Source organism: Variovorax sp. LjRoot175 (genome assembly GCF_964253805.1).
Taxonomy (GTDB): Bacteria; Pseudomonadota; Gammaproteobacteria; order Burkholderiales; family Burkholderiaceae_C; genus Variovorax.
Window position 1 is genome coordinate 5,357,413 of the sequence record NZ_CAXURY020000001.1, and the last position, 14,898, is coordinate 5,372,310.

The 14,898-nt window shown below is 67.5% G+C and carries 15 protein-coding genes; 6 read left to right on the plus strand and 9 right to left on the minus strand.

Features of this window, described 5'->3' with window-relative positions; translation table 11 throughout:
* Positions 1–3: 3 nt before the first annotated feature.
* The 8 genes from ACSQ89_RS26525 to purT all read right to left on the minus strand — a co-directional run bounded on the left by ACSQ89_RS26525 (position 4) and on the right by purT (position 8,532).
* Positions 4–1,881 (minus strand): AMP-dependent synthetase/ligase, encoded by a 1,878-nt coding sequence (locus ACSQ89_RS26525; RefSeq protein ID WP_436294042.1) that lies wholly within the window; start codon positions 1,879–1,881, stop codon positions 4–6.
* A gap of 4 nt (positions 1,882–1,885) precedes the next feature.
* Positions 1,886–2,659, minus strand: a complete 774-nt coding sequence (locus ACSQ89_RS26530) for an ABC transporter ATP-binding protein (protein WP_436294041.1) — start codon at positions 2,657–2,659, stop codon at positions 1,886–1,888.
* On the minus strand, positions 2,656–3,468 hold the full coding sequence (locus ACSQ89_RS26535) for an ABC transporter ATP-binding protein (RefSeq protein ID WP_436294040.1): 813 nt from the start codon (positions 3,466–3,468) through the stop codon (positions 2,656–2,658). Before ACSQ89_RS26535 ends, ACSQ89_RS26530 begins: the two co-directional genes overlap by 4 nt.
* Positions 3,465–4,541 carry a branched-chain amino acid ABC transporter permease gene (locus tag ACSQ89_RS26540; protein WP_436294039.1) on the minus strand — a complete coding sequence of 359 codons (1,077 nt, stop codon included), beginning with the start codon at positions 4,539–4,541 and terminating at the stop codon, positions 3,465–3,467. Before ACSQ89_RS26540 ends, ACSQ89_RS26535 begins: the two co-directional genes overlap by 4 nt.
* Positions 4,542–5,417 (minus strand): branched-chain amino acid ABC transporter permease, encoded by an 876-nt coding sequence (locus ACSQ89_RS26545; RefSeq protein WP_436294038.1) that lies wholly within the window; start codon positions 5,415–5,417, stop codon positions 4,542–4,544. It abuts the gene before it with no gap.
* 11 nt (positions 5,418–5,428) lie between these two features.
* Entirely contained in the window at positions 5,429–6,172 is a 744-nt protein-coding gene (locus tag ACSQ89_RS26550; protein WP_436294116.1) for a helix-turn-helix domain-containing protein, read from the minus strand.
* Positions 6,173–6,362: 190 nt separating this feature from the next.
* On the minus strand, positions 6,363–7,304 hold the full coding sequence (locus ACSQ89_RS26555) for an alpha/beta hydrolase (protein ID WP_436296569.1): 942 nt from the start codon (positions 7,302–7,304) through the stop codon (positions 6,363–6,365).
* A 25-nt stretch (positions 7,305–7,329) separates the two neighbouring features.
* Positions 7,330–8,532, minus strand: coding sequence for a formate-dependent phosphoribosylglycinamide formyltransferase (gene purT, locus ACSQ89_RS26560; protein WP_436294036.1), 1,203 nt, complete (start codon positions 8,530–8,532; stop codon positions 7,330–7,332).
* Between the two features lie 59 nt (positions 8,533–8,591).
* Here purT and ACSQ89_RS26565 point away from each other — a divergent pair, with 59 nt between their 5' ends.
* From ACSQ89_RS26565 to ACSQ89_RS26590, 6 genes are all read left to right on the plus strand, one after another.
* On the plus strand, positions 8,592–9,440 hold the full coding sequence (locus tag ACSQ89_RS26565; protein WP_436294035.1) for a 3-hydroxybutyryl-CoA dehydrogenase: 849 nt from the start codon (positions 8,592–8,594) through the stop codon (positions 9,438–9,440).
* Positions 9,441–9,447: 7 nt separating this feature from the next.
* Positions 9,448–10,263 carry a crotonase/enoyl-CoA hydratase family protein gene (locus ACSQ89_RS26570; protein WP_436294034.1) on the plus strand — a complete coding sequence of 272 codons (816 nt, stop codon included), beginning with the start codon at positions 9,448–9,450 and terminating at the stop codon, positions 10,261–10,263.
* An 89-nt stretch (positions 10,264–10,352) separates the two neighbouring features.
* Positions 10,353–10,805, plus strand: a complete 453-nt coding sequence (locus ACSQ89_RS26575; protein WP_093108396.1) for a MarR family winged helix-turn-helix transcriptional regulator — start codon at positions 10,353–10,355, stop codon at positions 10,803–10,805.
* 65 nt (positions 10,806–10,870) lie between these two features.
* On the plus strand, positions 10,871–11,299 hold the full coding sequence (locus ACSQ89_RS26580) for an organic hydroperoxide resistance protein (RefSeq protein WP_436294033.1): 429 nt from the start codon (positions 10,871–10,873) through the stop codon (positions 11,297–11,299).
* A 96-nt stretch (positions 11,300–11,395) separates the two neighbouring features.
* Positions 11,396–12,511 carry a DUF2855 family protein gene (locus ACSQ89_RS26585; RefSeq protein ID WP_436294032.1) on the plus strand — a complete coding sequence of 372 codons (1,116 nt, stop codon included), beginning with the start codon at positions 11,396–11,398 and terminating at the stop codon, positions 12,509–12,511.
* 13 nt (positions 12,512–12,524) lie between these two features.
* Complete coding sequence (locus tag ACSQ89_RS26590; protein ID WP_436294031.1) at positions 12,525–13,547, plus strand: serine/threonine protein kinase; 1,023 nt, start codon at positions 12,525–12,527, stop codon at positions 13,545–13,547.
* 16 nt (positions 13,548–13,563) lie between these two features.
* On the opposite strand, the gene ACSQ89_RS26595 is transcribed toward ACSQ89_RS26590, so the two are convergent.
* Positions 13,564–14,841 (minus strand): cytochrome P450, encoded by a 1,278-nt coding sequence (locus tag ACSQ89_RS26595; protein ID WP_436294030.1) that lies wholly within the window; start codon positions 14,839–14,841, stop codon positions 13,564–13,566.
* Positions 14,842–14,898 lie beyond the last annotated feature (57 nt).

A 14,898-nucleotide genomic window follows, 5' to 3' on the forward strand; every position in this document is an offset into this window, starting at 1 on the left:
CGGCTATCGGTACATGGCCTCGATGCGGGGGGAGTACTTGGTCTGCACCAGCTTCCGCTTGAGCTTCATCGTCGGCGTGAGCTCTTCGTCCTCGGCGCTGAGCTGCGTTTCGAGCAGGAAGAACTTCTTGATCTGCTCCACCCGCGCGAACTTGGCGTTGACGCGGTCGATCTCGCCCTGGATCAGGTCCTGCACTTCCTGTGCGCGCGTGAGGCTCTCGTAGTTGCTGAAAGGCACGTCGTGGTCCTGCGCGAATTTCTCGACGTTCTCCTGGTCGATCATGACGATCACCGTCAGATAGGGCCTGGCATCGCCGATCACCACGGCATCGGTGATGTAGGGGCTGAACTTGAGCTCGTTCTCCAGCTCGCTCGGCGTGATGTTCTTGCCGCCTGCCGTGATGATGATGTCCTTCATGCGGTCGGTAATGCGGAAATACCCGTCCTCGTCGACGGTGCCGACGTCGCCGGTGTGCAGCCAGCCGTCGGCGTCGATGGTCTCTGCCGTCTTCTCGGGCAGGTTGAGGTAGCCCATGAAGACGTTGGTGCCGCGCACCAGGATCTCGCCGGTGGCCGGATCGAGCCGTACCTCGTTGTAGCCGGCGGCCGGGCCGATGGAACCCGGCTTGATGCGCGCGGCCGGCACGCCGGTGGAAGCGCCACAGGACTCGGTCATGCCCCAGACCTCGAGCATCGGCACACCGAGCGCCAGGTACCACTTGACCAGCTCGGGCGAGATCGGCGCCGCGCCGGTGACCAGGAAGCGCGCGCGGTGGATGCCGATCAGCTTGCGCGCGTTGTCGAGCGCGAGCCAGCGCGCGAGGCGGAACTTGAAACGCAGCAGGCCGCCCACCGGCTGCCCCGCGAGCACGCGCTCGGCGATGGCGCCGCCCACGCCGATGCTCCAGCGGTAGGCCGCCTGCTGCAGGCTGCTCGCTTCCTTCAGCGCGATCATCACGCCCGAATAGAACTTCTCCCACACGCGCGGCACGGCGGTGAACACGGTGGGCGCGATCTCGCGCACGTTCTCCGGCACGGTCTCCGGGTTCTCGACGAAGTTGAGGATGGCGCCGGTGTACATCGCGAAGTACTCGCCACCCATGCGCTCGGCGATGTGGCACAGCGGCAGGAAGCACATGCGCTCGTCGTGCTCGTCCTGCGTAACCAGCATGTTGTAGCCGCGCATGGTGTGGACCAGCCCGCGATGGCTGTGCATCGCGCCCTTGGGCTTGCCGGTGGTGCCCGAGGTGTAGACCAGGATCGCCAGGTCTTCGGGGCGGCAGGCGGCGATGCGCTGTTCGAGTTCCTGCGGGTGGCTCTGGAGATAGTCGCGGCCCAGGGCGCGCAGCGCATCGAGGCTCATCACGCCCGGATCATGAAGCTCGCGCAAGCCTTCCATGTCGAACACGATCACGCGGCGCAGGAGCGGCAGCCCGGCGCGCACTTCGAGCGCCTTGTCCAGCTGCTCGTCGTCCTCGACGAAGAGCACGGTGGTGCGCGAGTCCTCGCACAGGTACTTCACCTGCGAGGCCGCGTCGGTCGGATAGATGCCGTTGGCCACGCCGGCGCAGCTGAGCACCGCCAGGTCGCACAGCACCCATTCGACGACGGTGTTGGCCAGGATCGATGCGCACTCGCCGGGCGCGAAGCCGATCGCCATCAGCCCGCCGGCGATCTCGCGCACCGCCTCGGCGGTCTGCCGCCAGCTCCAGCTGCGCCAGATGCCGAACTCCTTCTGCCGCATCCAGACCTGGTCGCCACGCGCGCGCTCGGCGTTCCAGAAGACCGCGGGAACGGTGTCGCCCTGCACCACGATCTCCTGCCGCGGCTGGATGTGAGAGAGGTCCCAGAGTCCTTGCTGCTGCTGATGCTGCTTGGCCATGGCCTTACCTCCAGGTCTTCTTCTTTTTCCAGCGCCGCTCGCCGCGCACGCCCTCGTCCTTCAGGCCGAGGTAGAACTCCTTGATGTCCTCCTTTTCGCGCAGGCGCTCGCAGGTGTCTTCCATCACGATGCGGCCGTTCTCCAGCACGTAGCCGTAGTCGGAGGCGTTGAGCGCCATGTTGGCGTTCTGCTCCACCAGCAGGATGGTGGTGCCGCGCTCGCGGTTGATGCGCACCACGATCTCGAAGATCTCGCGCGTGAGCTTGGGCGAAAGGCCGAGGCTGGGCTCGTCGAGCAGGATGAGCTTGGGCGCCGCCATGATGGCGCGCGAGATCGCGAGCATCTGCTGCTGGCCGCCGGAGAGCAGGCCGGCGTCCTGCGTGGCGCGCTCGCGCAGGATCGGGAAATAGCCATAGACGGTTTCGATGTCGCGCGCGACGCCGTCGCGGTCGGTGCGGGTGTAGGCGCCCATCAGCAGGTTGTCTTTCACCGACAGCAGCGGGAACACTTCGCGGCCTTCGGGGACGTGCGAGAGGCCTTGCTGGACGATATGGGCAGGATCCTTGGCGGTGATGTTCTGACCTTGGAATTCGATGCTGCCTTTTCTCGGATCGATGATTCCGGAGATCGTTTTGAGGATTGTGGTCTTGCCGGCGCCGTTGGAGCCCAGCACGGTGGCGATCTCGCCCTGGCGCACCTTGAGGCTGACGCCGCGAATGGCCTTGATGGGGCCGTAGGCGCTTTCGACGTTGAGGAGCGCAAGGACGATGTCGCTCATGCCGTCCTCCTCAATCCGCTCACATCCCCCACAGTCCCCAGATAAGCCTCGATAACCTTCACATCCGACTGCACCTCGCGCGGCGTCCCCGAGGCCAGCGCCTCGCCCATGTTCATCGCCAGCACGCGGTCCGACACCTTCGACACCAGCGACATGTCGTGCTCCACCATCAGCACCGAGATGCCGAGCTCCTGCTGGATGTCCTGGATCCAGAAGGCCATGTCCGCCGTCTCCTCGACATTGAGCCCGGAAGACGGTTCGTCGAGCAGCAGCAGCTTGGGCTCGGTGCACAGCGCGCGGGCGAGTTCCACCACCTTGCGCACGCCGTAAGGCAGCCCCGCCACCATCGAATCGCGGTGATGCTGCAGGTCCAGCAGGTCGATCACCCGCTCGGCCTTTTCGCGCGCCTCGATCTCGGCGCGGCGCGTGGCGGGCGTGAAGAAGACCTCGCTCCAGAAGCCGGTCTGGCGATGCGTGTGGCGGCCGATCAGGAGGTTGTGCAGCACGGTCGCGTGCTCGAACAGCTCGATGTTCTGGAAGGTGCGCGCGATGCCGAGCGCGGCAATGGCATGCGGCGCCTGCTGCGTGAGCGAGAGCGCCGCGCCCTCGCCGTGCCAGACGATCTCGCCCGTGGTCGGCGTGTAGATGCGGCTGATCAGGTTGAAGACCGTGGTCTTCCCGGCGCCGTTGGGCCCGATCAGCGTGAACACCTCGCCGCGCCGCACGTCGAAGCTCACCTTGTTCACGGCCAGCACGCCGCCGAAGCGCACGCTCAGGTCCCGGGCTGCAAGGAGTACATCGCCGCTCATCTCAGGCGATCCGACTTGGTGAAGGACTTCTGCCGCCTGAACAGTCCGCGGCGGTAGAACGGAAAGAGCTGCAGGTAGGTGCGGATCTTGAGCCAGCGCCCGTACAGGCCCAGCGGCTCGAACAGCACGAAGCCGATCAACACCACGCCGTACACCAGCCCCTGCAGTCCGGGCGCCTGGCCGATCACCGGCGGCAGCCAGTCCTTGCCGAGCGCGATCAGCTGCGGCATCGCGATCAGGAAGATCGCGCCGAGAAAAGCGCCGTGCACCGAACCGAGCCCGCCGATCACCACCATCAGCAGCAGGTCGATCGATTGCAGGATGTTGAACTGGTCCGGCGAGATGAAGCTGAGCTTGTGCGCATAGAGCGCCCCGCCGAGCCCTGCCAATGCGGCCGAGATCGCGAAGGACATGGTCTTGTAGCGCGCCAGATGGATGCCCATGCTCTGCGCCGAGATCTCCGAATCGCGGATGGCGACGAAGGCGCGGCCGGTCGGCGAGCGCAGCAGGTTCAGGATGGCCAGCGTGCAGACCACCGCGATCACCAGGCACACGATGTAGAAGCCTTCGCTCGAACTGATGTCCAGCCCGAAGAGCTTGGGCGACTTCACGTGCAGTCCCGAGTTGCCGCCGGTGACGCTCTCCCAGCGCGCGAACACCTCCTCGACGATGAAGCCGAAGGCCAGGGTCGCGATGCCGAGGTAGATGCCCTTGACGCGCAGGGCCGGCAGCGCGACCACCACGCCGACCGCGGCCGAGAGCGCAGCGGCCGCCACCATCGCGATCGGAAAGGGCACCCCCATGTTCGCGAGCACGGCCTGCGTGTAGGCGCCAGTGCCCAGGAAGGCCGCATGCCCGATCGAGAACTGCCCGGTGAAGCCGGCCAGGAGCATCAGGCCGAGGCCCACGATGCCGTAGATCAACACGAAGGTCAGCTGCGCGAGCCAGTACTCGGGCAGCAGCCACGGCGCCGCGATCAGCGCCGCACCGAGCAGGCTGTACCAGAACACGTGGCCGCCGTGCTTGGCCAGGCCGATGTCCTGCGCGTAGGAGGTCTTGAAGATGAAGCGCATTCAGACTTTCTTGCGCAGCTTCTCGCCGAACAGGCCATTGGGCTTCACCATCAACATCACGAGCACCACGATGTAGGGCGCCGTGTCCTTGAACCCGTCGGGCAGATAGAAGCCGGCGAAGGATTCGACGATGCCGATCACCAGCCCGCCGACGATCGCCCCCGGCAGGCTGCCGAAGCCGCCCACCACCGCCGCCGGAAAAGCCTTGAGGCCGATGAAGCCCATGTTGGCGTGCACGAAGGTGATCGGCGCGAGCAGCATGCCGGCGATGGCGGCCACCGCGGCCGCGAGCCCCCACACCAGCCCGTTGAGCCGCTTGACCGGAATGCCCATGTAGTAGGCCGCCAGCTGGTTCTGCGACGAGGCCTGCATCGCGATGCCGAGCTTGCTGTAGCGGAACATCGCGAACAGCAGGCCGCACAGCACCGCGGTGGAAAGGATGATGGCCATCTGCTCCACGTTGACCACCAGCTCGCCCAGCTTCCAGATCTGGTCCTTGTAGGGCACCGGCAGCGTGTGCGTCTCGGTACCGATGGCGGGAATCATGGTGATCAGCCCGCGCGCCACGTAGCCGATGCCGATGGTCAGCATCACGATCGAGAACTGCGGCTGTCCGAGGATCGGCCGGATCACCACCAACTCGAGCAGCACGCCGAAGGCGGCCATCGCCGCCACGGCCAGCAGCGCCGCCAACCAGAAGGGAAGGCCGAACAAGGACATGCCGGCGAAGGCACAGAAGGCGCCCAGCATCATCAGCTCGCCCTGGGCGAAGCTCACGGTTTCGGTGGCCTTGTAGATCAGCACGAACCCCAGCGCGATCAGGCCGTAGATGCAGCCTTGCGCAATGCCTGAGAGCAGGAGCTGGAGGACTTGCAATCAGGCCTCTTTCATTGATACACGGCGAGTCGTCGCGAGCCGGCGAGGATGTCGCTGGGACGCAGGCCGTAGACCTGGCGGATCGAGTGGCTGAAATGGGTCGAATCGGGATAGCCGGTGTCGAGCGCGATGTCGGTCAGCGTGGCGGACTCCCGCACATGGCGCAGCAGGCTGCGGGCCCGCTTCCAGGCGCGGAAGGCACGGAAAGGCACGCCGATCTCCTGCTTGAACAGATGCAGGAAGCGCGAGAACGAGAGCTGCACCGAGGCCGCGCATTCCTCGGCCGAGGCCGGCAGCGCCGGGTCGGCGACGATGCGCTCGACCACCTGGCGGATGCGCGCGTCGATCGGCCGCACGACGAGCGGCTGGCCGAAGAACAGCGTGTCGAAGTCAAGGGCGTCGAAGCTGTCGCGGCCGGCGGCGGCAAGCAGTTGCGCGTGGGCCGCGCGAACGCGCTGGACGAAGTCCGGCGCCTCGACCGCGCCGCAGTGCTGCAGAAAGTCTGGCAGCTGCGCTGGATCGACCGACTCCGATTCGATCAGCAGGTTGAGGATCAGCGGCTCTTCGCTCACGACCTGGTGCGGCACCTGCGGCGGCACCACCAGCAGCTCGCCGCTTTGCCAGGCGCCGCCGCCGATGCGGATGCGCATCGGCTGTCCCGTCGGCGACACGTAGACGCCATGGCCTCCCAGGCTGCGCTCGGCCGCCGCGCCCAGCAGGCCGGCGTAGAAAACGCGCTCGCGGGTCAGCCACATGAGGCGCTCGCCCCTGCTGCCGTTGCCGCTGCGGTCGGTGTCCGTCCTGGTGCCCAAGATGAATGTCTCCTGCGCTCGCGTCGCGCTCGCAGGATCGTAGCGGCGCCGCAGCGGCGCGGCGATGTCGAGGTGCGGGGACTTTCCCTACATGCGCCTTGACTTCGACAAGCTCAGTCCGAACGGTTCCTGGTCATGCTGCCAGCGCCCGCCGCAGTTCGCCGGCGCACAGCGCCACCGCCGCGTTCGCCTCGTCGAGCAGCCGGCCCATGGTGATGAAGCCATGGATCTGGCGCTCGAAGCAGACGTAGACCGCGCGGTTGCCGGCCGCAGTCAGCGCCCGCGCGTAGTCCAGCCCCTCGTCGCGCAGCGGGTCGTAGCCGGCGGTGAGCACCAGCGCCGGCGGCAGGCGCGACAGGTCGGGGTGCAAGAGCGGCGAGGCGCGCCAGTCGAGGTCGTGCTGCGGGTCGGTGATGTAGTGGTCGTGGAAATACTTGATCGTGTCGCTGGTCAGCACATAGCCCTGACCGTTGCTGGTGTGCGAAGGGTGCACGCAGCGCATGTCGGTTGCCGGGTAGATCAGCAACTGGAAGGCGATGGGCAGATCGCCCGCATCGCGCGCCGCGATCGCCACCACCGCCGCGAGGTTGCCCCCGGCGCTGTCGCCGCCGACCGCGAGGCGATTCGCGTCCACGCCGAGCGAATCCGCTTCCTTGCGCACCCAGTAGGTGGCGGCGAGCACGTCGTCCACCGCGGCCGGGAAGCGATGCTCCGGGCCCATGCGGTAGTCGACTGCGATCACCGCGCAGCCCGAGAGGTTGGCAAGCTCGCGGCACAGCGTGTCGTGGGTGTCGAGGTCGCCGATGGTCCAGCCGCCGCCGTGGTAGTAGACCAGCACCGGCACCGAGGCGCCGGCCGTGCTGCCCAGTGGACGGTAGAGCCGCAATGGGATCGCGCCGTGCGCACCGGGCGCGCTGAGCTCGCGCACCTCCGCCACTTCGCCGGGCTCCGGCTGCGTGACCGCGCGCCGTTCGCGGTAGAACTTGCGCGCATCGGCCGGCGTCAGCGTGTGGGTCGGCGGCACGCCGCGCTGCACCAGCAGGTCGATGAAGGCTTGGGCTTGGGGATGCAGCATGGCGGACTCCTGGAAGGGCCGGACCTCAGGCCTTGCGCGGCTTGACGCGCGAAGCGGCTTCCTTCGCGTTGCGGCGCGCCGTCTCCACATCCGCCGCATGCGCCAGCGCCACGCCCATGCGCCGCTTGACGAAACTTTCGGGCTTGCCGAACAGGCGCACCTCGCTGCCCGGCACCTGCAGCGCGTGGGCTACGCCTTCGAAGGCAATGCCGGTCGCGTCCACGCCGCCATAGATCACCGCGCTGGCGCCCGGGCTCTTGAGCGCGGTGTCCACCGGCAGGCCCAGGATGGCGCGCGCATGCAGTTCGAACTCGTTCTGCCACTGGGTCGCCATGGTCACCATGCCGGTGTCGTGCGGCCGCGGGCTGACTTCGCTGAACCAGACCTCCTCGCCCTTCACGAACAGCTCGACGCCGAAGAGCCCCTGCCCGCCGAGATCGGCCGTCACCGCCTGCGCGATCTGCTGCGCTTTTTGCAGCGCGGCCGGCACCATCGGATGCGGTTGCCAGCTCTCGACGTAGTCGCCGCTCACCTGCACGTGGCCGATGGGTTCGCAGAACTGCGTCTGCACCCGGCCTGCCGCGTCGAGCGCGCGCACGGTCAGGAGCGTGATCTCGTAGTCGAAATCGATGAAACCCTCGACGATCACGCGGCCGTGGCTCACGCGGCCGCCGGCCATCGCGTAGTCCCAGGCCTTCTGCACGTCGGCCGGGCCGTCGATCTTGCTCTGGCCCTTGCCCGAGCTGCTCATCACCGGCTTGACGATGCACGGATAACCGATGCCGGCGTCGATCGCCGCCTGCAGCTCGGCCAGCGAATCGCAGAACTTGTAGGGGCTGGTCGGAACGCCCAGCGTTTCGGCGGCGAGGCGGCGGATGCCCTCGCGGTCCATCGTGAGGCGCGCCGCGCGCGCGGTCGGGATCACGCGCACCGTGCCCGCGTCTTCCAGCTGCTGCAGCATGGGCGTGGCGATGGCCTCGATCTCGGGTACCACGAGCTGCGGCTTCTCGGCCTCGATCAGCGCCTTCAGCTGATCGGGGTCGCTCATCGTGATGGTGCGCGCGTGGTGCGCCACCTGCTGGCCGGGCGCGTTCTCGTAGCGGTCGACGGCGATGGTCTCCACGCCCAGGCGCTGGAGCGCGATCAGCACCTCCTTGCCGAGTTCGCCGGAGCCGAGCAGCATCACGCGGGTTGCAGAGGGGGAAAGAGGGGTTCCGAGGGTCGTCATGGTGACCACTTTAAATCACGGGCTGACCCACAATGGCGGATTTTCAAGGAGCATTCGAAATGACGATTCAGACGGTCGGCATCATCGGCGCGGGCACGATGGGCAACGGCATCGCGCAGGCCTGCGCGGTCGCAGGCGTGAAAGTGGTGATGGTCGACATTGCGCAAGCCGCGGTCGACAAGGGTCTCGCCACCGTGGCCGGCAGCCTGGACCGCCTGATCAAGAAGGACAAGCTCACGGCCGCCCAGAAGGACGCGGCGCTGGCGCTGATCAAGGGCTCGACGAACTACGAGGACCTGAAGAGCGCAGAGCTCGTGATCGAGGCCGCGACCGAGAACCACGAACTCAAGCTCAAGATCCTGAAGCAGGTCGACGCCATGCTCGCGCCCGAGGTCATCATCGCGTCCAACACCTCGTCGATCTCGATCACCCAGCTGGCGGCGGCGACCTCGCGGCCCGACCGCTTCATCGGCATGCACTTCTTCAACCCGGTGCCGATGATGGCGCTGGTGGAGATCATCCGCGGCTACCTCACCAGCGACGCCACGCACGATGCGGTGAAGGCGCTGGCCGAGCGGCTGGGCAAGTCGCCGATCACCGTGAAGAACGCGCCGGGCTTCGTGGTCAACCGCATACTGGTGCCGATGATCAACGAGGCCTTCTTCGTGCTGGCCGAAGGCATTGCGAGCGCGGAAGACATCGACGCCGGCATGAAGCTGGGCTGCAACCAGCCCATCGGTCCGCTGGCGCTGGCCGACATGATCGGGCTCGACGTCTGCCTGGCGGTGATGGAGGTGTACCTCGAGCAGTTCGGTGATTCGAAGTACCGGCCCTGCCCGCTCTTGAAGGAGATGGTCGCGGCAGGCCAACTCGGCCGCAAGACGGGTCGCGGCGTCTACACCTACTGAGGCCGCCATGACCGCCATCCCCACCACGCCCCCACCCGAAGGCTGCATCGACACCCAGGTGCTCGATCACGTGCTCTTGATCGGCATCAACCGCCCCGCCAAGCGCAACGGCTGGACGCCGCGCATGTTCCGCGAGCTGGCCGAGGCCTACACGCGGCTCGACGACGACCCCGCCCTGCGCGTGGGCGTGCTGCATGCCTTCGGCGATCACTTCACGGCCGGGCTCGACCTGCCGGCCGTGGCCGAGTACATGAAGCGCGGCGAGAAGGCGATTCCCGAAGGGCTGGTGGAGCCGCACGACTTCGGCACGCCCGGCTACCGGCGCCGCAGCAAGCCGATGGTGGTCGCGGTCAAGGGCATCTGCTTCACCGTCGGCATCGAGCTGATGCTGGGCGCCGACATCGTGGTGGCGGCCGACAACTGCCGCTTCTCGCAGATGGAGGTGCAGCGCGGCATCATGGCCACCGGCGGCGCGACCCTGCGCATGGCCGAGCGCGCCGGCCTGGGCAATGCGATGCTGCATCTGCTCACGGCCGACGAGTTCGACAGCGCCGAGGCCTATCGCCTGCATTTCGTGCAGAAGGTGGTGCCGGCCGGGCAGGAGCTCGACGATGCGCTGCACATCGCCCAACGCATCGCGGCCCAGGCACCGCTCGCGGTGGTCGCGACCCGGCTCAACGTGATGAAGGCGATCGAACAGGGGCCGCTCGCGGCGGTGGCGGATTTCATTCCGGTCCAGCAACGGCTCGCCAACAGCGAGGACGCGGCCGAGGGCGTGCGCTCCTTCGTCGAGCGGCGGCCGGCGCGTTTCAGCGGGCGCTGAGCACGGCGGCGTAGGACGCCGCCTTTTCCGGCAACATGCGCTTACCATTTGAATTGCACACAATTCAATTGACAGCTACAATTCAGCCCATGCCTTCCACGCCCTCCGCCGACGACATGCTGCGGCTCGACAACCAGCTCTGCTTTGCGGTCTATTCCGCCTCGCTGGCGATGACCAAGCTGTACAAGCCGCTGCTCGACAAGCTCAAGCTCACCTATCCCCAGTATCTTGTGATGCTGGTGTTGTGGGAGCGTGACGGTCTCATGGTGTCGGAGCTGGGCGAGCGGCTCTCGCTCGATTCGGGCACGCTGACGCCCCTCCTGAAGCGCCTCGAAGCCAACGGCCTGGTGGCGCGCATCCGCGACGTGGCCGACGAGCGGCGCGTGCACGTGAGCCTCACGGCCGCCGGCCGCAAGCTCAAGGCGCGTGCGGCGAGCGTTCCGGCCTGCCTGATGGCCGCCTCCCAGTGCTCGGTCGAGGAGCTGGTGGCGCTCACGCAGCAGATCCAGCAACTGAGGGATCGCGTCAAGGCCGCCGCATAGGTTTTCCCCCCGCTTCGGCCCACCGAAGCATTTTTTCTCCCCCCAACCAACCTGAAGGAATCACCATGGCCACGAAGCTCGACAAAGTCCTGTACACCGCCCAGTCCCACACCACCGGCGGCCGCGACGGCGGCGCCGGCAAGTCCAGCGATGACGCGCTCGACGTCAAACTGAATCCGCCCGGCTCCGGCAAGCCCGGCACCAACCCCGAGCAGTTGTTCGCGGTCGGCTACTCGGCCTGCTTCATCGGCGCAATGAAGGCCGTGGCGCCCAAGATCAACGTCAAGGTGCCGGAAGACGTGGCGGTGGATGCCAGCGTTTCACTCGGCCCGATCAACGAGGGCAAGGCCTATGGCATCGCGGTCAAGCTGGCGATCACGCTGCCGGGCCTCGACGACGCGCAGAAGAAGCTCCTGGTGGACACCGCCCACCAGGTGTGCCCGTACTCGAACGCCACGCGCGGCAACATCGACGTCGAACTCTCGATCGTCTGATCGCTCCCGTCGGAACTGCGGCCGGCGTCACGCAGGTGACGCCGGCCGCAGCTTTAGACATGACAGGCGTCATGCGCCTGCGCTAAGGTGGTTTCCATGAACACCACCACCCTCCTGATCCGCAAGGACGATCTCTCTGCCACTCGCGTGCGCGCCGACGACGACGCGCCCCTGGCCGACGGCCAGGTCCGGGTGCGCATCGACAGCTTCGCCCTCACCTCCAACAACATCACCTACGCCGCCTTCGGCGAGTCGATGAACTACTGGCAGTTCTTCCCGACCGGTGAAGAGGGCTGGGGCTCGATCCCGGTCTGGGGTTTCGGCTCGGTGGTGCAGTCGCTGCACCCGGGTGTCGCGGTGGGCGAGCGGCTCTACGGCTATGTGCCGATGGCATCGAGCGTGGTGCTGACCCCCGAGCGACTGTCTGCCGCCCGCTTCACCGACGGCGCGCCGCACCGCGCGGCGCTGCCGGCCGTCTACAACCAGTACTTCCGATCGGCGAGCGACCCGCTCTACAGCGCCGACACGGAAGACCTGCAGGCCCTGTTGCGGCCGCTGTTCATCACCTCCTGGCTGATCGACGACTTCTTCGAGGACAACGATTTCTTCGGCGCCAGGCCGGGCGTCGCCCTGCTTTCGAGCGCGTCGAGCAAGACGGCCTACGGCACCGCCTTCCAGATGCATCAGCGCCCCGGCATCGAGGTGATCGGCCTCACCTCCTCTGCCAACAAGGCTTTCTGCGAAAGCCTGGGCTGCTACCACCGCGTGCTGGCCTACGAGGAGCTCGACCAGGTCGCGGCCGACGCGCCCTGCGTCTACGTGGACTTCGCGGGCAACGGCGAACTGCGGCGCGCCATCCACACGCGCTTTACCCAGTTGAAGTACAGCTGCTCGATCGGCGGCACGCACGTCGAGCAGCTGGCCGCGAGCGGCAGCGGCAAGGACCTGCCCGGCGTGCGCGCGACGCTGTTCTTCGCGCCGGCCCAGATCAAGAAGCGCACCGGGGAATGGGGCGGCGACGAATTCGGACGGCGGATGGTCGAGGCCTGGCGCAATTTCATCGCGCAGGTGACCCGGCCCGCCACGCCGTGGCTCGTCGCCCAGCACCACGAGGGGCCCGAAGCGGTGCAGGCCGCTTACGCGCAGGTGCTGTCGGGCCGCGGCGATCCGCGCACCGGGCACATCTTGTCGCTTTCCAGGGCTTCGAGCTAGCGACAATGGGCGGATGACCTCATCCGCCGAGAAAGCCAGCGCCCATCCCTACGAAAGCCTCACGCCCGACGTGGTGCTGGACGCGCTCGCCGGGCTCGACCTGCACGGCGACGGCCGGCTCATGGCGCTGAACTCCTACGAGAACCGCGTCTACCAGGTGTACCTGGAGGACCGCAGCGCGGTGGTGGTCAAGTTCTACCGGCCCGGCCGCTGGAGCGATGAACAGATCGCCGAAGAGCACGCCTTCTCCACCGAGCTCACGGCCGCCGAGGTGCCGGCCGTCGCGCCGCTCGAGTTGCAGGGCGCCACGCTGCACCACCACGGCGGCTTCGCCTTCAGCGTCAGCCCCTACCGCGGCGGGCGCGGGCCCGAGCTCGACGACTTCGAGGTGCTCGAATGGGTGGGCCGCTTCCTGGCGCGCATCCACACGGTCGGCGCCGCGCGGCCCTTCGAAGTGCGGCCGGCGCTGGACCTGCAGAGCTTCGGCATCGCCTCGCGCGACTGGCTGCTGGGCCACGAGATGATCCCGCTCGACGTGCAGCGCGACTGGGAGAAGGCCTGCAACACCGCCTTCGAGATGATCGAGGGCACCGCGCTGGGAACGGCCGCCGATACCGACCTGAAGAGGCTCCGCCTGCATGGCGACGTGCACCCCGGCAACATCCTCTGGACCCCGACCGACCGACCCGACGGCGGCCCGCACTTCGTCGACCTCGACGACGCGCGCACCGGCTTCGCGGTGCAGGACTTGTGGATGCTGCTGTCGGGCGAGCGCCCGCAGCGCACCGCGCAGCTGAGCGGCCTGCTCGAGGGCTACGAGCAGTTCCGCGAGTTCGACCGCCGCGAGCTGGCGCTGATCGAGCCGCTGCGCACGCTGCGCCAGATCCACTACAGCGCCTGGCTCGCACGGCGCTGGCGCGACCCGATCTTCCCGATCAACTTCCCCTGGTTCGGCTCGAGCGATTACTGGAAGGAGCAGATCCAGATGCTGCAGGACCAGTGCGAGGCGATGGCGGAGGAGCCGCTGTACGCCTGAAAGCGCGCCGACGCGATCAGGACTCGATCGGCAGCCCCAGGCTCAGCGGCACATGCAGGTAGCCGCGAAAGCGCGCACGGCCGCCACGCACCACCGGCCCGCAGAGCCCGTAGTCGGGAAAGCGCGCCAAGAAGGCCGCGATCGCGACCCGGCCCTCGAGCCGCGCGAGGTTCATGCCCACGCACTGGTGCGTGCCCGAGCCGAAGGCCAGATGCCGGTTCGGCGAGCGCGTGATGTCGAGCCGATCGGGCGCATCGAACACCGCCGGATCGCGGTTCGCCGCGCCGATGGCGAGCGTGATCTGCGTGCCGGCCGGCACCTCGATGCCGCCGACCTTGGCGGCGACGGTCGTGATGCGATTGCCCAGCTGGTTGGAGCTCTCGAAGCGCAGGAATTCTTCGATCGCGCTTCGGATGAGCGAGGGGTCATCCAGCAGACGATGCTTCTCCTCGGGCCATTCGAGCAGCGCGACCAGGCCGTTGCCGATCAGGTTGGTCGTGGTCTCGTGGCCGGCGTTGAGGATGAAGATGCAGTTCTGGTAGAGCTCGTTCTCGCTCAACTTGTCCTGTCCTGAGCCTGTCGAAGGAGCCTCCTCGCCCTGGATCAACCGCGTGAGCACGTCGTGCGCCGGATCGCCGGGATGGCGCCGCCGCTCGGCCACCAGCGTGCGCAGATAGGCCACCATCTCGGTCACGGCACTGTTGCCGGCTTCCATCTGCGCCTCGGTCAGCCGCGGCTCCAGCGCGCCGAGGATCGCGAGCGACCAGTTGCGCAGCGGCTCGCGCTCGTCGCGCGGCACGCCCAGCAGGTTGCCGATGATCTCCACCGGAATCGCGGCCGCGAAGTCCTCGATCAGGTCGACCTCGCCGCCGGCGCGCTGCCGCTCTTCCATGCGGTCGAGCAGGCCGTTCACCAGGTGCACGAGCCCATCCTCCAGCGACTCGATGGCCTTGGGCGTCAACGCACCGGCGATCAGCCGGCGCACGCGCGTGTGCAGCGGCGGGTCGTTGAACACCAGGCTGGTCGTGTGATGCGCGTAGAGCGGACTGCCGGCGCCGTACTTGGGCGCGTACTCGGCGCGCTTGTCGGAGCTGAAGGTGTGCGTGTCCTTGTAGACCGCCACGCAGTCGGCATGCCGCGTCAGCAGCAGCGAACCGTCGGGCATGCGCCGCACCGGCGTCGATTCGCGCAGCGCGGCGTACCAGGGATAGGGGTTCTCGTAGAAGGCCGGGCCGAGGCTGCGCAAGTCGAAGCCCGACAGGTCGGGCGCTTGCGAGGACTCGGCCAAAGTCATTGGATCACCTGCGTGCTCCGCACTGCGTGCGAGCCCCTTCGGGCGGCCGGGCGGGGC